Source organism: Streptomyces sp. WM6378 (assembly GCF_001279695.1).
Taxonomy (GTDB): Bacteria; Actinomycetota; Actinomycetes; order Streptomycetales; family Streptomycetaceae; genus Streptomyces.
This window is the reverse complement of the sequence record NZ_LGDD01000291.1, coordinates 40,405-61,924: the sequence shown is the minus strand read 5'-3', so window position 1 is coordinate 61,924 and position 21,520 is coordinate 40,405. Positions and strand designations below refer to the sequence as shown.

The 21,520-nt window shown below is 72.4% G+C and carries 20 protein-coding genes; 7 read left to right on the top strand and 13 right to left on the bottom strand.

Features of this window, described 5'->3' with window-relative positions; all coding sequences use genetic code 11:
• Nucleotides 1-44: 44 nt before the first annotated feature.
• The 5 genes from ADK54_RS23015 to ADK54_RS22995 form a co-directional block, all read right to left on the bottom strand.
• Nucleotides 45-1,283: an RNA polymerase sigma factor gene (locus ADK54_RS23015; RefSeq protein WP_053727574.1), complete on the bottom strand. Its 1,239-nt coding sequence runs from the start codon at nt 1,281-1,283 to the stop codon at nt 45-47.
• Between the two features lie 219 nt (nt 1,284-1,502).
• Nucleotides 1,503-3,395: a DNA primase gene (gene dnaG / locus ADK54_RS23010; protein WP_053727573.1), complete on the bottom strand. Its 1,893-nt coding sequence runs from the start codon at nt 3,393-3,395 to the stop codon at nt 1,503-1,505.
• A 29-nt stretch (nt 3,396-3,424) separates the two neighbouring features.
• Nucleotides 3,425-4,687, bottom strand: a complete 1,263-nt coding sequence (locus ADK54_RS23005; protein ID WP_053727572.1) for an NAD(P)/FAD-dependent oxidoreductase — start codon at nt 4,685-4,687, stop codon at nt 3,425-3,427.
• A 109-nt stretch (nt 4,688-4,796) separates the two neighbouring features.
• Nucleotides 4,797-6,077 carry a deoxyguanosinetriphosphate triphosphohydrolase gene (locus ADK54_RS23000; RefSeq protein ID WP_053727571.1) on the bottom strand — a complete coding sequence of 427 codons (1,281 nt, stop codon included), beginning with the start codon at nt 6,075-6,077 and terminating at the stop codon, nt 4,797-4,799.
• Between the two features lie 102 nt (nt 6,078-6,179).
• Nucleotides 6,180-7,184, bottom strand: coding sequence for a sirohydrochlorin chelatase (locus ADK54_RS22995; protein WP_078966559.1), 1,005 nt, complete (start codon nt 7,182-7,184; stop codon nt 6,180-6,182).
• A 267-nt stretch (nt 7,185-7,451) separates the two neighbouring features.
• Here ADK54_RS22995 and ADK54_RS22990 point away from each other — a divergent pair, with 267 nt between their 5' ends.
• Both ADK54_RS22990 and ADK54_RS22985 read left to right on the top strand, forming a co-directional pair.
• Complete coding sequence (locus ADK54_RS22990) at nt 7,452-8,135, top strand: SanA/YdcF family protein (protein ID WP_053727570.1); 684 nt, start codon at nt 7,452-7,454, stop codon at nt 8,133-8,135.
• 107 nt (nt 8,136-8,242) lie between these two features.
• Nucleotides 8,243-10,357, top strand: a complete 2,115-nt coding sequence (locus ADK54_RS22985; protein WP_053727569.1) for a molybdopterin oxidoreductase family protein — start codon at nt 8,243-8,245, stop codon at nt 10,355-10,357.
• Here the strand turns inward: ADK54_RS22985 and ADK54_RS22980 are convergent.
• Together ADK54_RS22980 and cutA are read right to left on the bottom strand one after the other, a co-directional pair.
• Nucleotides 10,311-10,766 (bottom strand): gamma-glutamylcyclotransferase family protein, encoded by a 456-nt coding sequence (locus ADK54_RS22980; RefSeq protein WP_053727568.1) that lies wholly within the window; start codon nt 10,764-10,766, stop codon nt 10,311-10,313. The genes ADK54_RS22985 and ADK54_RS22980 overlap by 47 nt on opposite strands.
• On the bottom strand, nt 10,763-11,074 hold the full coding sequence (cutA, locus tag ADK54_RS22975) for a divalent-cation tolerance protein CutA (protein ID WP_053727597.1): 312 nt from the start codon (nt 11,072-11,074) through the stop codon (nt 10,763-10,765). Before cutA ends, ADK54_RS22980 begins: the two co-directional genes overlap by 4 nt.
• A gap of 249 nt (nt 11,075-11,323) precedes the next feature.
• Between cutA and ADK54_RS22970 the strand changes: the two genes are divergently transcribed.
• Nucleotides 11,324-12,136: a hypothetical protein gene (locus ADK54_RS22970; RefSeq protein WP_053727567.1), complete on the top strand. Its 813-nt coding sequence runs from the start codon at nt 11,324-11,326 to the stop codon at nt 12,134-12,136.
• Nucleotides 12,097-13,446: a sensor histidine kinase gene (locus ADK54_RS22965; RefSeq protein ID WP_234392169.1), complete on the top strand. Its 1,350-nt coding sequence runs from the start codon at nt 12,097-12,099 to the stop codon at nt 13,444-13,446. The genes ADK54_RS22970 and ADK54_RS22965 overlap by 40 nt, the downstream gene beginning before the upstream one ends.
• 132 nt (nt 13,447-13,578) lie before the next feature.
• Here ADK54_RS22965 and ADK54_RS22960 read toward each other — a convergent pair whose 3' ends face one another.
• Nucleotides 13,579-14,196, bottom strand: a complete 618-nt coding sequence (locus tag ADK54_RS22960; protein WP_053727566.1) for an NADPH-dependent FMN reductase — start codon at nt 14,194-14,196, stop codon at nt 13,579-13,581.
• Nucleotides 14,197-14,266: 70 nt separating this feature from the next.
• Here ADK54_RS22960 and ADK54_RS22955 point away from each other — a divergent pair, with 70 nt between their 5' ends.
• The 3 genes from ADK54_RS22955 (at nt 14,267) to ADK54_RS22945 (ending at nt 16,589) form a co-directional block, all read left to right on the top strand.
• Nucleotides 14,267-15,055: an aminotransferase class IV gene (locus ADK54_RS22955; RefSeq protein ID WP_053727565.1), complete on the top strand. Its 789-nt coding sequence runs from the start codon at nt 14,267-14,269 to the stop codon at nt 15,053-15,055.
• Nucleotides 15,056-15,170: 115 nt separating this feature from the next.
• Nucleotides 15,171-15,875, top strand: a complete 705-nt coding sequence (locus tag ADK54_RS22950; protein WP_053727564.1) for a hypothetical protein — start codon at nt 15,171-15,173, stop codon at nt 15,873-15,875.
• A 45-nt stretch (nt 15,876-15,920) separates the two neighbouring features.
• The gene (locus ADK54_RS22945; RefSeq protein ID WP_199827020.1) at nt 15,921-16,589 is read left to right on the top strand and encodes a class F sortase; all 669 of its coding nucleotides are present in this window, start codon (nt 15,921-15,923) and stop codon (nt 16,587-16,589) included.
• Between the two features lie 143 nt (nt 16,590-16,732).
• On the opposite strand, the gene ADK54_RS22940 is transcribed toward ADK54_RS22945, so the two are convergent.
• From ADK54_RS22940 to ADK54_RS22920, 5 genes are all read right to left on the bottom strand, one after another.
• The gene (locus tag ADK54_RS22940) at nt 16,733-17,512 is read right to left on the bottom strand and encodes a sulfite exporter TauE/SafE family protein (protein ID WP_053727563.1); all 780 of its coding nucleotides are present in this window, start codon (nt 17,510-17,512) and stop codon (nt 16,733-16,735) included.
• A gap of 37 nt (nt 17,513-17,549) precedes the next feature.
• Nucleotides 17,550-17,744, bottom strand: coding sequence for a hypothetical protein (locus ADK54_RS22935; protein ID WP_053727562.1), 195 nt, complete (start codon nt 17,742-17,744; stop codon nt 17,550-17,552).
• An 84-nt stretch (nt 17,745-17,828) separates the two neighbouring features.
• Nucleotides 17,829-19,337, bottom strand: a complete 1,509-nt coding sequence (locus ADK54_RS22930) for a ferric reductase-like transmembrane domain-containing protein (protein WP_234392168.1) — start codon at nt 19,335-19,337, stop codon at nt 17,829-17,831.
• A 133-nt stretch (nt 19,338-19,470) separates the two neighbouring features.
• Entirely contained in the window at nt 19,471-20,124 is a 654-nt protein-coding gene (locus tag ADK54_RS22925) for a response regulator transcription factor (protein ID WP_053727561.1), read from the bottom strand.
• A gap of 88 nt (nt 20,125-20,212) precedes the next feature.
• Nucleotides 20,213-21,511: a sensor histidine kinase gene (locus ADK54_RS22920; protein WP_078966558.1), complete on the bottom strand. Its 1,299-nt coding sequence runs from the start codon at nt 21,509-21,511 to the stop codon at nt 20,213-20,215.
• Nucleotides 21,512-21,520: the final 9 nt, after the last annotated feature.

The window sequence follows — 21,520 nt, the reverse complement described above, 5'->3', positions numbered from 1 at the left end:
AGCAGTTGGGGCCGGTACGGGATTCGTTCCGTACCGGCCCTTCGTCAGTCCAGGTACCCCCGCAGCTGGTCCGCGAAGGCGTGGTCGCGGAGTTTGTTCAGCGTCTTCGACTCGATCTGGCGGATCCGTTCACGGGTCACGCCGAAGATCCGCCCTATCTCCTCCAGCGTGCGCGGCCGCCCGTCGGCGAGCCCGTAGCGCAGCTGGACGACCTTGCGTTCGCGCTCGCCGAGCGTGGAGAGCACGGCCTCCAGATGCTCGCGGAGCAGCAGGAACGCCGCGGATTCGACGGGGGACGCGGCGTCGCCGTCCTCGATGAGGTCGCCGAGCGCGACGTCGTCCTCCTCCCCCACCGGCGCGTGCAGCGAGACCGGTTCCTGGGCGAGGCGCAGCACTTCGCCGACCCGCTCCGGGGTCAGGTCGAGGTGGGCGGCGACCTCGTCCGGGGTCGGCTCGTAGCCGCGTTCCTGGAGCATCCGGCGCTGGACGCGCACCACGCGGTTGATGAGCTCGACGACGTGGACCGGGACGCGGATGGTGCGGGCCTGGTCGGCGAGCGCCCGCGACATGGCCTGGCGGATCCACCAGGTCGCGTACGTCGAGAACTTGTAGCCGCGCGCGTAGTCGAACTTCTCGACCGCCCTGATCAGTCCGAGGTTTCCCTCCTGGACGAGGTCGAGCATGGTGAGGCCGCGGCCGACGTACCGCTTGGCGACGGAGACCACCAGGCGCAGGTTCGCCTCGATGAGGCGGCGTTTCGCCATCCGGCCCATGACGACCAACTTGTCCAGATCCACGGCGAGTTGGGAATCCGGGTCGGAGGTGTTGGCCAGCTTCTCCTCGGCGAACAGGCCGGCTTCCACGCGCCGGGCGAGCTCGACCTCCTCGGCCGCGGTAAGGAGCGGGATGCGGCCGATCTCGCGCAGGTACTGGCGGAAGAGGTCGGAGGACGGGCCGCCGGTATCCACCCTGCCCGGCTGCGGGTCGGGTGGTTCGGGGGCCTCCTCCTCGGCGGCCTGTTCGAGCACGGGGCCGGCCGGCTCCGCCTGCGGGTGGTGTACGGCCCGAGACTGCGGCGGTACGGCCGTGACGACGTCGTTGTCGGTCAGGGTCTGGGTCTGCACGGGGGCGACCTCCAGGGTGATCGCTGCCGGATCGGGGGATTGCGGCAGCGGGACGGGGGCGGCCGGGCCGCATTCCGTCCCGTACACGATGAGCGGATCCGCGGGGGTGAGGTGCCCACCCCCGAGGGTGGGCCGGCCGCGCTCCGAGGACTCAGGCACCGCAACCCAGTGTGGGGTACGACACATGGTCGCCGCGACGGGCGTGCGGGGACTTTTTGAAGCCGGTGTGTGACCGGGTGGTTACCCGGATGGATATGCCACCGCGGACGCGCTCACGCGCCTCTCGGACCGCGAACGCCCAACCGGATGCCGGCAGTTGGGACGGAGGCCTTCTCCTGGACACCTACCCAGGACGGCCGGAGTTAAGGTCGGGCGGGGTTAAAGTGCCGCCGCGCCCTTGTTGCGCAGGGCCTGGCCGTACTGCTGGAGGACCCACAACTCGTTCTGGACTGCGGCCAGTTGGGCCGGGTCGCCGTGCTGGCCAAGGCGTGCCAGGGTGCCCTGGATGTCCAGGAGGCGGCGGTCGACGGCCCGGCGGCGGACCGCCACCAGCTGCTCGCCCGCGTACGCCTCGTCGACCGTGCGGGCGTGGATGGCCTCCACGGCGAGCTCGGTGACCAGGGCGCGCACCACGTCGTTGGGCGCGGAGTCCATGACGGCCGGGAGGTAGTCGGAGGGCGCGTCGGTGGCGCCGCCCGCCTCCTGGATGCACTGGCGGACCGCCGCGTAGGGCGGGGCGGTGAACTCGTCGATGCCGTACGCGTCGAACGCCGGGGAGACCAGGTGCGGGTGCTGCAACGCCAGCTTGAGGAGCTCGCGTTCGGTGCGGTGGGCCGGGCTGCGCAGGTTCAGGGCGGGGCCGGGGGCGGCGGCTCTGGGGGCGGCGCTCTCGTACTGCTGGCGGCGGTTCTGCGCGGGCGCGGGGCCCTTGCCGCCGCGGTCGCGGGCCCAGCGGGCGAGCTGGGCGACGCGCTTCACGACGAACTGGGTGTCCAGGATGCCGAGGATGCCGGCGAGTTGGACGGCGACCTCGTGCTGGGAGGCGACGTTCTTGATGCGGGCGACGATGGGGGCCGCCTCGTCGAGGGCCGCGGCCCGGCCCGCCGGGGTCTCCAGGTCGTAGCGCCCCACGATCTGGCGGATCGCGAACTCGAAGAGCGGGGTTCGGGGTTGGACGAGGTCGGCGACCGCCTCGTCGCCCTTGGCGAGCCGCAGGTCGCAGGGGTCCATGTTGTCGGGGGCGATCGCGATGTACGTCTCGGCGGCGAACTTCTGGTCGTCCTCGAAGGCTCGCAGGGCCGCCTTCTGGCCGGCCGCGTCGCCGTCGAAGGTGAAGATCACGCGGGCCGAGCCGTTGTCCATCAGGAGGCGGCGCAGGATCTTGATGTGGTCGCCGCCGAAGGCCGTGCCGCAGGTCGCGATGGCGGTGGTGACTCCGGCGAGGTGGCAGGCCATGACGTCGGTGTAGCCCTCGACGACCACCGCGCGGCTGGACTTGGCGATGTCCTTCTTCGCCAAGTCGATGCCGTACAGGACCTGCGACTTCTTGTAGATCGGCGTCTCGGGGGTGTTCAGGTACTTCGGGCCGTTGTCGTCGTCGCGCAGCTTGCGGGCGCCGAAGCCGACCACCTCGCCGGAGACGTCGCGGATCGGCCACATCAGGCGGCCGCGGAAGCGGTCGATGGGGTTGCGGCGGCTCTCCTGGGCGAGGCCCGACGTCAGGAGCTCCTTGTCGCTGAAGCCCTTGCCGCGCAGGAAACGCGTCAGGTGGTCCCAGCCCGCCGGGCTGTAGCCCACGCCGAAGTGGGCGGCCGCGGCCTGGTCGAAGCCGCGCTCGGCGAGGAACTTGCGGCCGATCTCGGCCTCGGGGCTGCCGAGCTGCTCGATGTAGAACTGGGCGGCCGCCTGGTGCGCCTCGACCAGGCGGATGCGCTCGCCGCGCTGGTGCGAGGGGTTGTAGCCGCCCTCTTCGTAGCGCAGCGTGATGCCGGCCTTGGCGGCGAGCCGCTCGACCGCCTCGGAGAACGACAGGTGGTCGATCTTCCGGATGAAGGCGATCGTGTCGCCGCCTTCCTGGCAGCCGAAGCAGTGGAAGAGACCCTTGCTCGGGCTGACCTGGAAGGACGGGGACTTCTCGTCGTGGAAGGGGCAGAGGCCCTTGAGGTTGCCTCCCCCGGCGTTGCGCAGCTGGAGGTACTCGGACACGACGGCGTCGATCGGGACCGCGTCCCGTACCGCCTTCACGTCGTCATCGTTGATCCTGCCTGCCACGCATGAAGTCTACGGGGACGGTACGACACTCAGGGTGCGAGGGAGCCGAGGGCGACGGCCGGATCGGCCAGCGCCTCGGTGTCCACCTGGGCCCCGCCCCGGATCAGGGCCTGGATCGGCTCTGTGACATCCCACACGTTCACGTTCATCCCGGCGAGGACCCGGCGCTCCTTGAGCCAGAACGCGATGAACTCGCGCTTGCCCGTGTCCCCCCGGATCACCACCTGGTCGTACGAGCCCGGTGGCGCCCACCCCGAGTATTCGAGCCCGAGGTCGTACTGGTCGGAGAAGAAGTACGGGACGCGGTCGTAGCTGACTGCCTGGTCCAGCATCGCGCGGGCGGCGGCCGGGCCGCCGTTGAGGGCGTTCGCCCAGTGCTCCACGCGCAGCCGGGTGCCGAGCAGCGGGTGGTGGACGGCTGCCACGTCGCCCGCCGCGAAGATGTCCGGGTCCGAGGTGCGCAGCGAGGCGTCCACCGCGATGCCCCCGCCGTGCGCGCGGTCGGCCATGGCCAGGCCCGCGTTCTCGGCGAGCGAGGTGCGCGGGGCGGCTCCGATCGCGGCCAGCACGTCGTGCGCCGGGTGTTCCTCGCCGTCGTCGGTGCGGGCGGCGAGCACCATGCCGTCCTGGCCGATGATCTCGGTGAGGCGGACGCCGAAGTGGAAGCGGACGCCGTGCTCGGCGTGCAGGTCGGCGAAGAGCTGGCCGAGCTCGGGGCCGATCACGTTGTGCAGCGGCGTTGCCTCCGGCTCGACGACGGTGACCTCCGCGCCGTACCCCCTGGCGGCGGCCGCGACCTCCAGGCCGATCCAGCCGGCGCCCGAGATGACGAGGTGGCCGTTGTCGCGGCCGAGCGCCTTGAGGACGTGCTTCAGGCGCTCGGAGTGGGCGAGGCGGCGCAGGTGGTGGACGCCCGCCAGGTCGGTGCCGGGGATGTCCAGACGGCGTGGTTCGGCGCCGGTGGCGAGCAGCAGCCGGTCGTACTGGATGACGGTGCCGTCGCCGAGCCGGACCGTCTTCGCGCCGCGGTCGATGGTGGTGACGATCTGGCCGAGGTGCAGCTCGATGTCGTTCTGCGCGTACCAGGCGGGCTCGTGCACGAAGACGCTGTCGCGCTCCTCCTTGCCGGCCAGGAACCCCTTGGACAGGGGCGGCCGTTCATAGGGGTGCTCGCGCTCGTCGCCGATGAGGATCACCCGCCCGTTGAAACCCTCGGACCGGAGGGTCTCGGCGGCTTTCGCCCCCGCGAGACCGCCTCCGACAATGACGAATGTCCGATCTGCGTCGACCACTTGATGCCTCCTCGGTGCTTGCTGCGCGGCGCCGCCACCTGCGAGCGTCCCGCACGGAGCGTGATGGGGGAAGAGGGCTTGCTCCGTTGGGACGCGGCGGCGGCTGGGATTACCGGTGGTGCACGGTGAGTCTGGAGTGAAGCGAGCGGGCTGCCGCGTCGGTGAGCGAGGCGATCTGGTCGACGATCACCCGCTTCTTCGTGCGGTCGTCGCCCGCCTCGTCGTACAGCGCCCGGAACTGCGGGTCGAGCCCCTCGGAGGGGGCCCGGGAGGTCAGCGCCTCGGCGAGCTCGGCAAGGACGACGCGCTGGTCGGCGCGGAGCCGCTCCTGCTCGTCGCGCTGCATGACATACCGGTCGGCCACCGCCTTCAGTACGGCGCATTCGTTGCGGGCCTCGCGCGGCACGACCAGCTCCGCGCCGTACCGGGTGAGGTGCCCGGTGCCGAACGCCGCGCGCGTCGCGCCCTCGGCGGCCAGGCAGAACCGGCCGATGAGCTGGCTGGTTGCGTCCTTGAGGCGGGCCTGGGAGACCGCCGTGCCGTCGTAGCCGTGCGGCCACCAGTCCTGCTCGATGAGCCGCTCCAGGGCCTCGGTCAGCTCCTGCGGATCGGTGTCGGCCGGCACGTACCGGCCGATCGCGACGCGCCAGATGTCGGCCCGCTCGGCCTCGGAGACGAGCGCGAGGGGGTCGACGTGGCCGGCGTGCAGCCCGTCCTCGAAGTCGTGCACCGAGTACGCCACGTCGTCCGCCCAGTCCATGACCTGGGCCTCGAAGCACTTGAGGTAGGGCGTCGCGCCCTCCCTGACCCAGGCGAACACCGGCAGGTCGTCCTCGTACACCCCGAACTTCACCGAGGCCGGGTCGGTGGGGTGGCCGCCGCGCGCCCAGGGGTACTTGGTGGCCGCGTCCAGGGCGGCCCGGGTGAGGTTGAGGCCCACGCTCACCGGCTCCCCCGTCACCGACGAGCGGACGAAGCGCTTCGGTTCGAGCCGGGTCAGCAGGCGCAGCGACTGGGCGTTGCCCTCGAAGCCGCCGATGTCCTTCGCGAAGTCGTTCAGCGCCTGCTCGCCGTTGTGTCCGAACGGCGGGTGGCCCATGTCGTGGGCGAGGCAGGCGGCTTCGACGAGGTCCGGGTCGCAGCCGAGCGCCGCGCCGAGCTCGCGGCCCACCTGGGCGCATTCCAGCGAGTGCGTGAGCCGGGTGCGCGGGCTGGCGTCCCAGGCCTGGCTCCGCGAGCCCGGCGTGACGACCTGCGTCTTGCCGGACAGGCGGCGCAGCGCCCCCGAGTGCAGCACGCGCGCCCGGTCGCGCTGGAAGGCGGTGCGGCCGGGCCGCTTGTCGGGCTCGGCGGCCCAGCGTTCGGTGTCGGCCTCGGCATAGAACTCCATGCACCGACAGTAAACGGAGTCACTGACAAGTGGGCTCAAGGGGGCATCGAGGCTCGCCACATGCGGGCACGGGTGGAGACCGGTTCGGCTCGGGGGCTCGCCTCAGGCGGAGGCGAGGGCGGATGTGAGTGCGGGGGCGAGGAGGGGGGCGAGTTCGGCGTCACGCGCCGTCGTCGGCATGCGCGTCAACGCCTCTTCGTAGCGGTGCAGTACGAGCCTGGCCATGGCCGGATGCGCGCCCATGGGGGCGGCCGCGATCCACGGCGCCTTTGCCGCGCTTTCGGCCGCGAAACGTCCCGGAGCGGTGAAGTACGAGGCGACCGCGACCCGGTGCCTGCCGCGCGCGGCGAGGGCGCGCAGCGCCTCGGGCACGGTGGGAGAAGCGGCGCAGGCGTACGCGGGCAGCACGGGCACCCCGCCGAGGCGCTCGCTCAGCAGCGTGGCGGTGCGGCGGGTGTCTGCGGCCGAGTCGGGGTCGCGCGATCCGGCCGCGGCGAGCACGACCCCGCTGCCGCGCACGGTACGGGCGTCGAGGTCCCAGCCCGCTTCGACGAGCCGCCCGTACAGCGCCTCGACGAGCAGCGGATGCGGGCCGAGCGGGGCCGCGACACGGGCGCTCAGGTGCCGGCCCGCCGTGGCGAGGGCGTGCGGGATGTCGTGCTTGACGTGGTGGCCGCGGCCGAGCAGCAGCGGCACGACGACGGCCTCTCCCGCAAGGCCGGCCAGGGTGTCGGGCAGCAGCGGGCGGTCCAGCTCGATGTGGCCGAGCCGGACGTCGAGGCCCGGCCGCAGTTCGCGGACCCGTTCCAGGAGGGCGGTGACCGTCCGCAGCGCGCCGGGGTCGCGGCTGCCGTGCGCGACGGCGACGAGGGCGGGGCGTGCGGGGGGCGGCATGGAGGTGGGGGTTCCGTTCAGTCGTACGTGGCTGAGCTGGCTGCCCAGTTGGGCTGTGATGCGGGTGAGGAGCTGCGCGGTGCTGTCGAGCGGAAGGGGCGGCCGGCTCTGCGAGAACGGCTGGTTTTGCGGGGAGGGCTGGTCCCGTGGGAGCTGGCTCTGCGTAAAGAGGTGGTCGTGCGGAAAGAGGTGGCTCGTCTCCGGCTCCGTCATGAACCGATCCTGCCGGGCGCACGTTGCCGGGTCGTTGCGCGGCGGTGACGGGTGTTTTCCATGGCCTCACGGGGGCGGCGAGGACGGGGTGCATCGGCTCCGGGCCGTCGGCGGAACACCCGCGAGAGGCAGGGTCATGTCACGGGTCTTTCCATGTCACAGAGCTGTACGGAGCGCGCCCGGCGGCGAACCGGTTCTCCGCCCGCGACGTCCATCCCCTCGTACGCCGACGAAGATCACCAGAACGCAGCTCACCAGGGGGACCACGTGCCGCGCATCCGACTGAAGCGACCGCGTCTGCCGCGCACCCGCGCGGGCCGGCGCCGCCTCGTGCAGGGCGTCGTCGCCGCGTGCGTGCTCGGGCTCGCGCCCGCCACCTGGATGTACGCGAGCACGAGCGGCCGCGTCGGCACGGTGGCCGACGCCCCGGTGTCCGGGGTGGCCGTGGTGTTCGGGGCCGGCCTGTGGGACGGCAAGCCCTCGCCCTACCTCGCCCATCGCCTCGACGCGGCCGTGGAGTTGTACCGGGCGGGCAAGGTGAAGGCGGTCCTGGTCACCGGCGACAACGGCCGACCCACCTACGACGAGCCCGACGCGATGCGCGGCTACCTCGTCCAGCACGGGGTGCCGGACAAGAGCGTGGTCAGCGACTTCGCGGGGTTCGACACCTGGGATTCGTGCGTACGGGCCAAGAAGATCTTCGGCGTTGACCGGGCCGTCCTGGTCAGCCAGGGATTCCACATCCGGCGCGCGGTGGCGCTGTGCGAGGCCGCGGGGGTCCGGTCCTACGGCGTCGGCGTCGACGCCGTCCACGATGTGACCTGGTACTACGGCGGCACCCGCGAGGTCTTCGCCGCGGGCAAGGCCCTCCTTGACGTGGTGTTCCGGCCCGACCCGACGTTCCTGGGTCCCAAGGAGCCGGGGATTGCGAGGGCACTGGCGGGCAGCTGACGGCTGCCCCCCTCACCGCTCCCCCCTGACCAGAATGAGCCCCCCGCCCCGCCCGCGTAACCCGCGCGCGGACGCGGGTGTAACACCCCGGTCGTAGCCTGGAGCGCATGCCCATAGATGCGCCCGCGTCCGCCCCCGTGACCCCCACCCACTGCCCGTACTGCTCGCTCCAGTGCGGCATGGGACTGCGGGCCGCGAGCGGCGCGGACGGCGGACTCGATGTCGTCAGGCGGAACTTCCCCGTGAACCGGGGCTCCCTTTGCGGCAAGGGGAGTTCCGCGCCCGCGCTGCTCTCCCGGGGCCTGCGGCTGACCGAGCCGCTCGTCCGGCGCGCCGCCACCGGCCTGCTCGAACCGGCCACCTGGGGGGAGGCCCTGGAGCTCGTGGCCGAGCGGCTCGGCTCCGTACGCCAGGGGTACGGGGCCGACGCGGTCGGGGTGTTCGGCGGCGGCGGGCTGACGAACGAGAAGGCGTACGCGCTGGGCAAGTTCGCGCGGGTCGTGCTCGGCACCTCCCAGATCGACTACAACGGGCGGTTCTGCATGTCGTCGGCGGCGGCCGCGCATCAGCGGGCGTTCGGCGTCGACCGGGGGCTGCCGTTCCCGCTGGCGGACGTGGCGCGGACCGGATGCGTGATCCTGGCGGGGTCGAACCTGGCCGAGACCATGCCGCCCGCGGTGCGCTACCTGCGCGAACTGCGGGAGAACGGCGGCAAGTTGATCGTCATCGACCCGCGCCGCACGAAGACCGCCGAGCTGGCCGACCTGCATCTGGCGCCCCGCCCCGGCACCGACCTCGCGCTCGCGCTCGGCCTGCTGCACCTGGTGGTGGCCCAGGGGCGCGCCGACGAGGAGTTCATACGGGAGCGGACGTCGGGGTGGGAGGCGGCGCGGGCCGCGGTGATGGCGCACTGGCCCGAGCTCGTGGAGAAGATCACCGGCGTTCCGGTGCCCCAACTCCGTGCCGCCGTGGCCATGTTCTGTGATGCCCCGGACGGCATGGTGCTCACCGCGCGCGGCTCCGAGCAGCACGCCAAGGGCACCGACACGGTCGGCGCGTGGATCAACTTCTGTCTCGCGACCGGCCGGGCGGGCCGCCCGCTGTCCGGGTACGGCTGCCTCACCGGCCAGGGCAACGGCCAGGGCGGCCGCGAACACGGCCAGAAGGCCGACCAGTTGCCCGGCTACCGCAAGCTCGCCGACCCTGCCGCGCGCGCCCACGTCGCCGGGGTGTGGGGCGTCGAGGCGGACTCGCTTCCGGGACCGGGGCGCAGCGCGTACGAGCTTCTCGACGCGCTGGGCGGTGAGGTGAAGGCGCTGCTGGTCATGGGGTCGAACCCGGTGGTGTCGGCGCCGCGCGCGGCCCACATCGAGGGGCGGCTGCGCACGCTGGACTTCCTCGCCGTCGCGGACGTGGTGCTCTCGGAGACCGCCGAGCTCGCGGACGTGGTGCTTCCGGTGACGCAGTGGGCGGAGGAGACCGGCACGATGACCAATCTGGAGGGCCGGGTGCTGCTGAGGCGGGCGGCGGTCACGCCTCCGGAGCACGTACGCAGCGATCTCGAAGTCCTCAACTCCCTTGCGCGGATGCTTGGTTCGGAGTCGGTCGCCAAGGGGTTTCCGGTCGATCCCGAGGAGGTGTTCGAGGAGCTGCGGCTCGCGTCGGCGGGCGGGGCGGCGGACTATGCGGGCATCAGCTATGCCCGGATCGAGGCGGAGGACGGGGTGTTCTGGCCCTGTCCGCAGGAGGGGCATCCGGGCACGCCCCGGCTGTTCCTCGACCGGTTCGCGACCGAGGACGGGCGGGCCCGCTTCGTGGAGGTCACCCACCGGGAGCCGGACGAGGAGACCGACACCGACTATCCGGTGGTACTCACGACGGGCCGCGTGCTCGCCCAGTACCAGTCGGGCGCGCAGACCCGCCGGGTGCCGGAACTCAACGCCGCCGCGCCCGGCCCGTACGTCGAGATGCATCCGCTGCTCGCCGGCCGGATCGGGGTGGGTGACGGCGACGCGGTGACGGTGACCTCGCGGCGCGGGCGGGCCACCGCTCCGGCCCGGGTGACCGGTGCCATTCGCTCGGACACGGTGTTCATGCCGTTCCACTGGGCGGGCGAGGGCCGGGCCAACAACCTGACGAACCCGGCGCTCGACCCGGTCTCGAAGATGCCCGAGTTCAAGGCGTGCGCGGTACGGGTGGAGCGGGCCGGTCCTGCCACGTGAGCCAGTCGCCGCCGGGGATCGGGGTGCCGCCGGCGATCAGCTCGCGGGCCAGGCGGGGCGCGGCGAGGTAGGTCCACGACCGTACGGGCCGGCCGTCCACCAGCGCCTCGCGCACCAGGCGGTCGTAGAGGTTGCGGGGGTGGCCGGGTCCGATGTACTCCTCCAACTCGTCGAGCGCGGCGAGGAGTTCGGGGTAGTCGTCGGGGGCGACCTCGATGAGGGTGCCGGCGATCGTGCCGTCCCCGGCTATGGCGTAAGGGTAGCCGGGACCGTCGTACAGGAGGGCGCCGCCGAGCAGCGCCGGGCGCTCGGAGACCGTACGGCCTTGCAGGAAGCTCCGGTAGTAGCGCTCGCCGGGGCGGAGCGTGCCGTACACGAAGAAGGGGAGCGGCGGCTCGGCGGCGGTCATCGGGCGACCGTTTCGGCCGTGATCCAGGACAGGTAGGCCGGGCTGCCGGCCACCACCGGGGTCGCGATGATCTCGGGGGTCTCGTAGTCGTGGGCCGCCAGGAGGTGGCGTTCGAGCTCGGGGTAGCGGGCGGCCGTGGTCTTGAAGAGGACCTGCCATTCCTGCGTCGTCTCGATGCCGCCCGCCCAGTGGTAGACGGAGGTGACGGGGCCCACGATCTGCGCGCAGGCCGCGAGGCGGGCCTCCACCGCGCCGCGGGCGAGCGCCGCCGCCTTGTCGGCGCTGTCGGTCGTGGTCTGCACGATCATGGTCTGCACGGTCGTGGCCTGCGCGGTCAGCCGATCGGCCGATGTCACGGCGTCCTCCCTCGGTGGTTCGGCCGGGTCCGGCCGGGATGACAAGAGTCGTCCGGCAGGGTCCTACGTCCCGAACCCGCCGGCCGGTGCGGAGCGTACGCACGGCTGTTACATGTTGTCCCGGTTTCCGTGATGATCCGCTCCTAGTGTCGACGGGAGTGCCGGTGTTCCGGCCGCCTTCCCTACCCCCGGCATCCCACCATGATCCAGACCTTCCGGATTCTCCGCGCCGCCGCCATCGCGAGCATCGCCGCCTTCGGCATCGCCGCGGTGGCCCTCGCCATTTCCGGCTGCGGTTCGCGCTCCGGTCTCGTGGAGGGCGCCCGGGCCTCCACGGTCGCCCTCCAGCCCAGTCCCCAGGAGCTGTGGCCCGCCTGGTACGAGAGCGAGGCGCGGCGCGACGGCGCGACGGCGTCCGGCCGGGGAGAGGCTCCCGTCCCGCTCCCCGAATCGCTGAAGGTGCCGAAGGAGGGACTGCGCGGCATGAACCCGATGGCGATCCTGAAGGCCGACCCGCGCGCCAAGACCCTCGTCCGGCTGCCCGTGATCGACCACCCTGGACGGCCCGGCATCCGCCCGCCGGTCCTCCACGACCTGACCGGCCACGACGGCTCGCCCGAACTGATCGTCGCGGCGGATCTGGAGACCCGGCGCACGGTCGTCATCGTCTACACGGTCCGCGACGGCCGGATCGTTCCCATCCTCTACACCGTCGGCACCCGCCTCGCGGTGGAGGCCGTCGGCACCGATCTGGTGACGCGGGGCGCCGCGGACGACGGCGCCGAGCAGGCGGTCCGCTACCGCTGGGACGGGGCCCGCCTCTCCCCCGTGAGCGACATCAAGACGTACAAGGGCATCGCCCCGAAGGGCCCGGACACGAAGGACACCACGGACGAGCCCGAGACCCCCGGGCCGCGCAAAACGCCAGGGCCTGCGAAGTCGGGCGGAGTTGCGAAGACGGGCGGAGCGAAGACGTGGACGAGCGGCCCGGACAGCGGGAAGGGCGCCTCGTGATGCGCGCCGCGCGGCGCCGGTGCCGCGCCCTGCTCGCCCGCGCCCGCGGGCTGACCCAGGGCCTGAGCCTGCGCTGGAAGATCGCCGCACTGCTCGCGGCGGGCTGCGCCCTGGTGGCGGTCACCATCGGCCTGCTCATCCACCAGTCGCGCGCCGCGCAGGTCGCCGCCACCGCCCGCGAGTCCGCGACCGCCCAGCTCATTCGCGTACGTCAGCTGTACGAGCTGACCGGCCAGGTCGACCACGGCGACACCGAGGCCGCGCTCGACCACCCGGACCTGCCCGAGCCGCTGCGGAAGTCCGCCCACGCCGGAAAGCGGAGCACCTTCCTGGACCTGGAAGGACCGCATCCGGCGGTGTGGGCCGCGCGGCCCGTGGGCGACCGGGTGCTCTCGGTGCGGCAGCCACTGGACGCCATGGTGGACGAACTCCGGGAGCTGGACGGCCAGTTGGTGGCCTGGGGCGCGGTGGTGGTCGGGCTCGCGGCGCTCGGCGGCGCCGGGCTCGCCAGCAGGCTGAGCCGTGAACTGCGTACGGCCGCGGCCACCGCGCGCCGGATCAGCCGGGGTGAACTCGACGCCCGGATCGGCCAGTCGGCCCCCGCCGGCCGCCAGGACGAGGTGGCCGAACTGGCCTGCGCGGTCGACACGATGGCCGCGTCGTTGCAGCGCCGCCTGGAGGCCGAGCAGCGCTTCACCGCGGACGTGGCGCACGAGCTGCGCACCCCGCTGACCGGGCTGCACACGGCCGCCGAGCTGTTGCCTCCGAGCCGCCCGACCGAGCTGGTGCGGGACCGGGTCTCGGCCCTGTGCACCCTGACCGAGGACCTCCTGGAGGTCGCCCGGCTCGACGCGAACGCGGAGGAGCCCCACCTGGAGGTGCTCCCGCTCGACCGCACCGTGGAGGGCATCCTCCAACGGTGCGGCTGGGCCGTCGAGTTGGCGCGCCGCCCCGAGCAGGCCGCGGATGACCCCGGCGGCGCGGACACCCTCGTACGCACCGACGCGCGCCGCCTGGAGCGGATCGTCGCCAACCTGATCGCCAACGCGCGGCGGCACGGCGCGGAGCCGGTCGAGGTGACGGTGGACGGCACGTCGGTCAGCGTGCGCGACCACGGGCCCGGCTTCCCCGAACGCCTCCTGAAGGACGGCCCCCAGCGCTTCGTGACCGGCGCCAAGGAACGCGGCCAGGGCACCGGCCTCGGCCTCACCATCGCCCTGGGCCAGGCCCACGTCATCGGCGCGGAGGTGGCGCTGAGCAACGCGGAGGGCGGGGGCGCGGTGGCGATGGTGTCGCTGCCGGGAGGTTGAGGGTTGGGCGATGGGCGGTCGGGGGATGGGCGGTCGGCTGACAGCCATCAGCCATCAGCTATCAGCTATCAGCTATCAGCTATCAGCTGGCGATGATCAACTGACAGATTCCGACCGCCCAATGCTGCCCCCTCAGCCCGCGTACGGACGCGCCTCCTTCGCCTCGCGCAGCGCCCGCGCCCACCACGCCACCTGGTCGAGCATCTTCTTCGCCGCCGCGTCGGCCTGCGAGGGCTCGCGGTGTTCGCCGTCCTCGTCGAAGAGTCCGTGCGCCTGGTGGAAGCTGACCGTGTCCCGCACGGTGACGGCATGCATCTCGGCGAAGACCTGCCGCAGTTGCTCGACCGCCCGCAGACCGCCCGAGATCCCGCCGTACGAGACGAAGCCGACGGGCTTGGCCTGCCACTGCACGTAGTGCCAGTCGATCAGATTCTTCAGCGAGGCGGGGAAGGAGTGGTTGTACTCGGGGGTGATCACGACAAAGGCGTCGGCGTCCGCCAACTTCGGTGAGATGACGGCGAGTTGGGCCGCTACGGCGGGCGAGGGGTGGTGGGAGATGGCGGTCGGGAGTTCGGCCTCGGCCAGGTCGAGCACCTCGACGTCGAGGCCGTGGTGCTCGCGGGCCCGGGCGAGGAACCAGTCGGCGACGACCGGCGCGAACCGGCCCTCGCGGTTGGAGGCGACAACAACGGTGAGCTTCAGAGCGGGGGAAACCGGGGAAACAGCCGGTCCGGCCGTGGTGATGTCCATGCCGAGAAGGATTCAACCTCAAGTCTGCTTGAGGTCAAGCGCGGACCGGCGGCGAACTATCTTGAAGCCCATGACACTTCCGTACGTCGAGATCGACGGCCGCCCCGCCGATGCCGAGAACCTGCTCATTCCCGCGCTGACCGGCGGCTACGGCCACTTCACCGCCCTGCAGGTGCGCGACGGACGCGTCCGCGGCCTGGCCCACCACCTGACCCGCCTGGACCGGGCCACCCGCGAGCTGTTCGGCCCCGGTCTCGACGGCGAACGGATCCGCTCCCTGATAGGGCAGGCACTCGGCACCTCGGGCCGGTCGGACGCGACGGTACGGGTCTACGTGTACGGGCCGGCCGACGCGCCGACCCCGATGGTCGTCGTGAACGAGCCGACCGACATACCGTCCACCGCGCAGTCGCTGCTCTCCGTGCCGTACGAGCGCCCGGTCGCCCACCTCAAACACCTCGGCCACTTCGCCCAGGGCTACTACGTCCGCCTCGCCGAACGCCAGGGCTTCACCGAGGCCCTGCTGACCGGCCCCGGCGGGGTCGTCGCCGAGGGCGCTATCACCAACATCGCGTTCTGGGACGGCAGTTCGGTGGTCTGGCCGAACCGTCCCGCGCTGATCGGCATCACGATGGCCGTGCTCGAACCCCGGCTCGCGGCGTACGGCCTGAAGTCGGTCCACCGCGAGGTGACCCTGGGCGGGCTCGACGCGTACAGCGCGGCCTTCGTCATGAACTCGCGCGGCATCGCCCCGGTGGGCCGGATCGACGAGCGTGAGTTCGCGGTCGACGCGGAGCTGATGAAGGTGGTGTGGCGGGCGTACGAGGAGGCGCCCTGGGACGTGATCGCCCCGGGGTGACGGTTCACCCGTACGGCCCGCACCAGGTCACTCTTTCGCACCCCGCCGACGGGCGGAGCGGCCCGTGCGCCTCTTAGGTCGAAGGCAGAAGCCCTGCCTCGTCCCCGGAGGATCCATGCGTACAGCCCGACTCCTGACCAGTGCCCTGCTGGCGTCCGCCGCCGTGCTGGGTCCGGGGGCTTCGCTCGCGTACGCCAACAGCGAGCCGGGCGGTTCGCTGGAGCTGTGGCCGGCGAGCGCCGCGCCCGGCACCACGGTGACCGCGAACACCACCGTCTGCGGGCCGGCGGGGCGGGCCACGGGCGATGCGAACGCGGTGGGCTCGGGCGACTTCCCGATGTCTGCCTCCACGCACAGGGAAGTGCTCGCCGGGCAGTTCCAGGTGGCCCCACAGGCCAAGCCGGGCTCCTTCCGCATCAGGGTGAGCTGCGAGAACGGCAAGGTGGCCGATGCCCAGCTGACCGTCACCGGCGGCGGCGACCGGGACCAGAAGGGCAGGGACAAGTCCTGGAACGCGGGCGACCCGCAGGGCGGCAAGGACAAGTCGTGGGACTGGGGCGACCAGCGGGAGAAGGACAAGTCCTGGGACGGGAACGACCCGCGCGGCAAGGACAAGCCGTCGGCCTGGAACGACCAGCGGGGTCACGACAAGTCCTGGGACACCAACGACCCGCGGGGTCATGTGAAGACCGGGGTCGGCGGCAGCATCGGCCCCGACACCACCAAGATCGCGGTGGGCGCGGCGGTACTGGCCGCGGCCGCCGTGGGCGGCACCTGGCTACTGCGTCGCCGGGCGAGCGGCGCGCAGGGCCGGGGCTGACCGCCCTTGTCGGACCGGATCGCACGGCGCAACGCGGGCTGGCTGATGGTGGTCGCCGCGTTCGTCGGCCTGTGGCTGATCGAGCGGGGCTTCGAGACCGTGGAGCCTCCGCAGCCGTCGGCGGCCGAGAGGTTCGCGGCGGGGCCGGCGTCGCAACGGAGCGGAATCACGGGCGACTCCCGCTCCGGGTCCGCCGCGCGTGCCGTGGCCGAACTCCCGCCCGCCGAGGGCCTGCCGCCCTCCGAACCCGTACGGATCAAGATCCCCTCGATCCGCGTCGACGCGCCCGTGATGCGGCTCGGGCTCGGCCCCGACCACAGCCTGGACGTGCCGCCGCCGGGGAACACGAACATGGCCGGCTGGTACAAGGACGGCACGGCGCCGGGCGCCCGGGGCACGGCCGTGATGGCGGGCCACGTCGACGACTCCCGCGGCCCGGCCGTCTTCTACTCACTCGGGGCGCTGAAGAAGGGCAGCCGGGTCGAGGTGACCCGCGAGGACGGGCGGACCGCGGTGTTCGAGGTCGACGCGGTCGAGGTCTACGAGAATGACGCGTTCCCGGACACGAAGGTGTACGGCCCCGCCGCACGCCCGGAACTACGCCTGATCACCTGCGGCGGAGGCTTCTCGCAGCAGACCGGCTACCGGGGCAACGTGGTCGCCTTCGCCCACCTGACGGGGGTGGCCGGGGCGACACGGGTCAGCGCCCCCTGAGCGGGCTCACGCACGGCCCGAGGCCGAAAGCGGGGTTAGGGGCGCGGGGCTGTGACATCGTGCGGCTCCGCCGCGTGGGCGCGACCAGCCCCCACCGGACCCGCACCAGAACGACGACCACTCCCCTCCCCAAAGCGGAGCGCTTACGCGTTCCACTGGTCGAACGCCAGCTTGGCGACCAGCGAGAAGACGACCACGAGCAGCACGCCGCGCACGAACTCGCTGCCCTTGCTCAGTGCCATGCGCGCGCCGATCAGACCGCCCGCCAGGTTGAACACGGCCATGATCGCGGCCAGTTGCCACATGACGTTGCCCTGGTAGGCGAACATCGCGAGCGCCCCGACATTGGTGCAGACGTTCACGATCTTGGCGGTGGCGCTCGCGGTCACCAGGTCGAGGTGGAGCACGGCGGTGAGGGCGAGGACGAGGAACGTGCCGGTGCCGGGGCCGAAGAGGCCGTCGTAGAGACCGATGCCGCCGCCGACGAGCACGATCGCGGTGACGGTACGGGCCCGGGTGACGGGCTGCCCGCTGGTCCCGGTGCCGAACGCGGGCTTGAACATGACGAACGCGGCGACGCCGAGCAGCACGACCAGGATGACCGGGCGCAGCACCGCGCTGCTGATGCCGGCCGCGAAGAACGCGCCGGTCATGGAGCCCGCGAGCGCGGCGAGCCCGATCCGTACCGCCGTCTTCACGTTCACCGGCGCCTTGCGCACATACGTCACGGCGGCACCCGAGGTGCCGACGATGGCGACGGCCTTGTTGGTGCCGAGGATGTGCGCGGCGGGGACGTGCGGGAGGCCGAGGAGCAGGGCGGGCAGCATGAGCAGTCCGCCGCCGCCGACCACCGCGTCGATCCAGCCGGCTGCGCCCGCGGCGAGGCACAGCACGATGAGCATGGTCAGCGATATGTCGGGCATGATCGCGACCTTAAGGAGCGATCGGCTGGTTCGTCTATTACTTTCCGGATGCCTGAGCCAGATCTGAGCTTGTGGCCGCCGGGGTCCGGTCGGGGGCGGGCGGCGCGGCCGGGGTGACGGCGACGGCCAGGAAGGTGGCGGCGAGGGCGCTGGTGGCGGTGAGCCCGGCCGCGAGCCGGCGCCGGGCGCGGTCGAGGGGGACGGGGGCGGCGCACTTGCGGTGACGGGCCATGGCTCTGCGATTCCTCGGTTCGGCGGTGTTCGGTCGGCCGGTTCGGCCGGAGGGCGTGGTTCCGCGGGCGTCGGTCGGCGGGGTTCAGAAGCTGAACTGCTCGGTGTGGATGTGCTGTTCGGGCACCCCCGCCCTGATGAGCGAGGCGGTCGCCGCCTCCGCCATCGGGCCGGGGCCGCACAGGTAGACGTCGTGCTCGGCGAGGCCGGGGACGATGTTGCACAGGGCCTGCGGCGCGAGCGGGTCGAACGACGCGTCGGACGGGCCGAGGAGGTAGTGCAGCGCGGCCCCTCGCTGGGCGGCGATGGCCTCCAGTTCGTCGCGCAGCACCAACTGGGCGGCGTTGCTCGCCCGGTACAGCAGGGTGAGGTCGCCGGGTGCGGCGGGCAGCGTCTCGAAGAGGACCCGCATGGGCGTGATCCCGACCCCGCCGGCCAGGAGCAGCACTTTGCGGCGGGTGCGGCGGTGCGCGGTCATCGCGCCGAACGGTCCGGTGGCCAGGACCCGGGTGCCCGGCCGCAGCCGCCGTATCCGCCGGCTGTGGACACCGAGCGCCTTGACGGTGATGCGTACGGTGTCGTCCCTGACCGGCGCGGACAGCGAGAACGGCAGCGAAGTGTGCCACAGCCTGCGTTGCACGAACCGCCAGCGCAGGAACTGCCCTGGTTCGGCGCGCAGCGCGTCGAGCCCGGTGCCGCGCATCACGACGGAGACGACGTCCGGGCTCTCGTCACGCACCTCGGCGACGCGGAGTGCGTGCCGCAGCGCCTGCCGTACGGGGACGACGCCCCGGTACCAGACGATCAGCACGGCGACGGTGGCGTGCAGCATCGCCCAGACCCACACGGTGAGCGGGCTGCCTGACACGTCGGGGCCGACCAGTTGGTGGGCGAAGGCGAGCGCGGCCCCGAGGTAGGTGAGGAAGTGCAGGGCACGCCAGGTCTCCTGCGACATCCGCGCCCGAGCGGCCCGCACCGAGCTGACTCCGGCCACCACCAGCGCGAACGTCCCCAGCGCGGCCGCCAGGATCCCGACGTAGCCGAGCAGTTGGGCGGCCGAAGTCAGCAGATCGGTGCCGGTGTGGGCGGCATATCCGCACAGCGCGAGCACCATGTGCGCGCCGACGAGGCTCAGTACGTAGCGCCCGCCCAGCGCGTGCCAGCGGGCGAGCCGGTCGGCGCCCACGCCGTGCTCGACGGCGGGGACCCGGGCCATGAGCAGCAGCATCACCAGGATTCCGTAGCCCGCGAGCAGCCCCGACAGGTGGGCCCCGCTCCCGAACAGCGCGTCCAGGCGCGCGGACGGTGCCGCCTGCGCACCCCACAGCAGACCCACGCCCCCGGCCCCACCGACGATCCCCCGCCGCATGACCTTCGGCCGGATGCGCAGCGCCCGCACGTCGTCGGGTACGGGCGCCGCGGCCCGCTCCTCGGCAGTAGCCGGGCCGGCGGCGTCCAGACCCGGCCGCTTGGGGCCCAACTCGCCTACTTGAGGCCGCTGTTGGGACTGATACGACTGATGAGACTGGTGGGCGAGATAGGCGGACAGGGCTGGGTACGCGGCAAGCCGCGGGTCGGTGGCCTCGATCGTCACGCCCGGCAGCCTAGGTCGGAGCGACTCACGAAAGGCCCTGGTCAGAGGCGGATCCGGGATCCTTAAGGCGCCCTTGAGGGTGGGCTGACCGCCGATTAAGCCGGCCCTGCCCCGACCCGGGCGCCGACCGCCTTCAGCTGCCTTGCCGGTCCAGGTAACGCAGTACGGCGAGCACCCGGCGGTGGCCCGATTCGGAGGGCGGCAGGTCCAGCTTGGCGAAGATGTTCGCGATGTGTTTCTCCACTGCCCGCTCCGACACCCCGAACGACCCGGCGATGGCCTGGTTGGTGCGGCCCTCCGCCATCAGCCCGAGCACTTCCCGCTCGCGCGGGGTGAGCGCGTCGAGCGCGGCGGCCCGCCGGCTCGCCCCGAACAGCTGGGCCACCACCTCCGGGTCGAGTGCGGTGCCACCCGCCGCCACCCGCTCCAGGGCGTTCACGAACTCCCCGATGTCCACGACCCGTTCCTTGAGCAGATAGCCCACCCCCGCCCCGCCGTCCCCGATGAGCTGCGCCGCGTACTTGGTCTCCACGTACTGCGAGAAGATCAGCACCCCGGTGCCCGGCGCCGTCCGGCGGATCTGCACGGCTGCCCGCAGCCCCTCGTCGGTCTGTGTCGGCGGCAGCCGGATGTCCACCACCGCCGCGTCCGGCCGGTGTTCGGCGACCGCGGCCAGCAGCGCTTGCGCGTCCCCCACGGCGGCCGCCACCTCCACCCCGCGCATCTCCAGGAGCTGGACGAGCCCGTCGCGCAGGATCGAGGAGTCCTCGGCGATGACGACCCGCATGAATGACCCGCCCTGTTCTCGGTGTTCAGAGTTCTCGGTGTTCAGAGTTCTCGGTGTTCAAAGGCCCGCACTCGACAGAGACCGCCGTTCATCTGAAAGGCAGCAGCACGCTCACCACCGTAGGCCCTCCGGGTGGGCTGTCGCAGGTCAGGGAGCCGTCGACGGTACGGACCCGGGCCCGCAGGCCGGCCAGTCCGCTGCCCGCGCCGACCACCGCTCCCCCGCGCCCGTTGTCCTCGACGGTGAGCAGCAGGATCTTCGCCGCGCCGTGCACCGTGACCGTCACCTCCGAAGCCCCGCTGTGCTTGGCCGCGTTGGCCAGCAGTTCCGCCGTGCAGAAGTAGGCGATGGATTCGACGGCCGGGCTCGGTCTGCCCTCGATTCCGCAGCTCACTCGGACGGGCAGGGCGCTGTCGGCGGCGAGGGTGGCAAGGGCGGCGTCCAGTCCTTGGTCGAGCACGGGCGGGTGGATGCCCTTGACCAGATGGCGCAGGTCGGCGACAGCCTGCTTGGCGTTGCCCTGCGCGGTCTCGACGACTCTCAGGATGCGGTCCTGCCCGGCGCCGCCCGCCACCAGTTCGCGGATCATCGTGAGGTGCATGCCCAGGCCCACCAGGCGGGCCTGGGTGCCGTCGTGGAGGTCGCGCTCGATCCGGCGCAGGGTGGCGGCCGCGTCGTCGACGGCCTGGGCGCGGGTCTCCTCCAGGGTGCGGATGCGCTGGTCCGCCCGGTCCGGCCCGAGCAGCGCGGTGAGCAGCAGCCGGTGCGGGGCGAGGGCATGGCGGACCAGCCAGGGTGCCGCGTACAGGAGCAGCAGGCCGACGGCGAAGGGCAGCAGCCACCGGGGCCAGCTGTCGAGCTCCACTCCGCCCACCTCCATTCCCACGTGCCGTACGGAACCGTCGGGCTCCCGGATCGTGAAGTAGTTCCAGCGCTTGAGCACCGGGTACAGGGTCAAGAGCACCCCGTGCACAAAGCCGATGTATACGGAGCCCAGGGCCAGCAGGGCCGTGAGCGGGGCCGCCAGGGCGCAGCCCACCGCCCGCCATCCGTGTCGGCCGCCGAGCACAGCGCGCCGCCAGTCGAAGACGCCGCTCGTCTCCGCCCGTACCGGCGGGTCGATCTCAAGCCCCAACAGCCGTTTGGCCAGGGCCCGTTGGAGATCTCCGAGGGCCAGGGCCGCGCGGATGGCGGCGGCGATGAGCCAGAGCCCCAACGCCGTCCACGACAGCACCGCGCCGATCAGCAGGACCGCGGCGACCAGGGCCAGGCCGGTCAGGGCGAGCGGCAGCGCGATGAGCGAGCAGAGCGCGGAGCGGCCGATCGGGCCGAGTCGGTCTCGCCGGTAGGGGAACTCCAAGGAGCCCGGAAAGCGCAGGCGGTGCATGGGGAACAA

What these genes read in the sequence shown, in the direction of transcription:
- ADK54_RS22970 (WP_053727567.1), top strand. Translation starts at nt 11,324, where the DNA reads ATGATCCAGACCTTCCGGATTCTCCGCGCCGCCGCCATCGCGAGCATC.
- ADK54_RS22950 (WP_053727564.1), top strand. Translation starts at nt 15,171, where the DNA reads ATGCGTACAGCCCGACTCCTGACCAGTGCCCTGCTGGCGTCCGCCGCC.
- ADK54_RS22955 (WP_053727565.1), top strand. Translation starts at nt 14,267, where the DNA reads ATGACACTTCCGTACGTCGAGATCGACGGCCGCCCCGCCGATGCCGAG.
- ADK54_RS22940 (WP_053727563.1), bottom strand. Translation starts at nt 17,512, where the DNA reads ATGCCCGACATATCGCTGACCATGCTCATCGTGCTGTGCCTCGCCGCG.
- cutA (WP_053727597.1), bottom strand. Translation starts at nt 11,074, where the DNA reads ATGATCGTGCAGACCACGACCGACAGCGCCGACAAGGCGGCGGCGCTC.
- ADK54_RS22945 (WP_199827020.1), top strand. Translation starts at nt 15,921, where the DNA reads ATGGTGGTCGCCGCGTTCGTCGGCCTGTGGCTGATCGAGCGGGGCTTC.
- ADK54_RS23000 (WP_053727571.1), bottom strand. Translation starts at nt 6,077, where the DNA reads ATGGAGTTCTATGCCGAGGCCGACACCGAACGCTGGGCCGCCGAGCCC.
- ADK54_RS22925 (WP_053727561.1), bottom strand. Translation starts at nt 20,124, where the DNA reads ATGCGGGTCGTCATCGCCGAGGACTCCTCGATCCTGCGCGACGGGCTC.
- ADK54_RS22960 (WP_053727566.1), bottom strand. Translation starts at nt 14,196, where the DNA reads ATGGACATCACCACGGCCGGACCGGCTGTTTCCCCGGTTTCCCCCGCT.
- ADK54_RS22980 (WP_053727568.1), bottom strand. Translation starts at nt 10,766, where the DNA reads ATGACCGCCGCCGAGCCGCCGCTCCCCTTCTTCGTGTACGGCACGCTC.
- ADK54_RS22920 (WP_078966558.1), bottom strand. Translation starts at nt 21,511, where the DNA reads ATGCACCGCCTGCGCTTTCCGGGCTCCTTGGAGTTCCCCTACCGGCGA.
- ADK54_RS22985 (WP_053727569.1), top strand. Translation starts at nt 8,243, where the DNA reads ATGCCCATAGATGCGCCCGCGTCCGCCCCCGTGACCCCCACCCACTGC.
- ADK54_RS22935 (WP_053727562.1), bottom strand. Translation starts at nt 17,744, where the DNA reads ATGGCCCGTCACCGCAAGTGCGCCGCCCCCGTCCCCCTCGACCGCGCC.
- ADK54_RS22995 (WP_078966559.1), bottom strand. Translation starts at nt 7,184, where the DNA reads ATGACGGAGCCGGAGACGAGCCACCTCTTTCCGCACGACCACCTCTTT.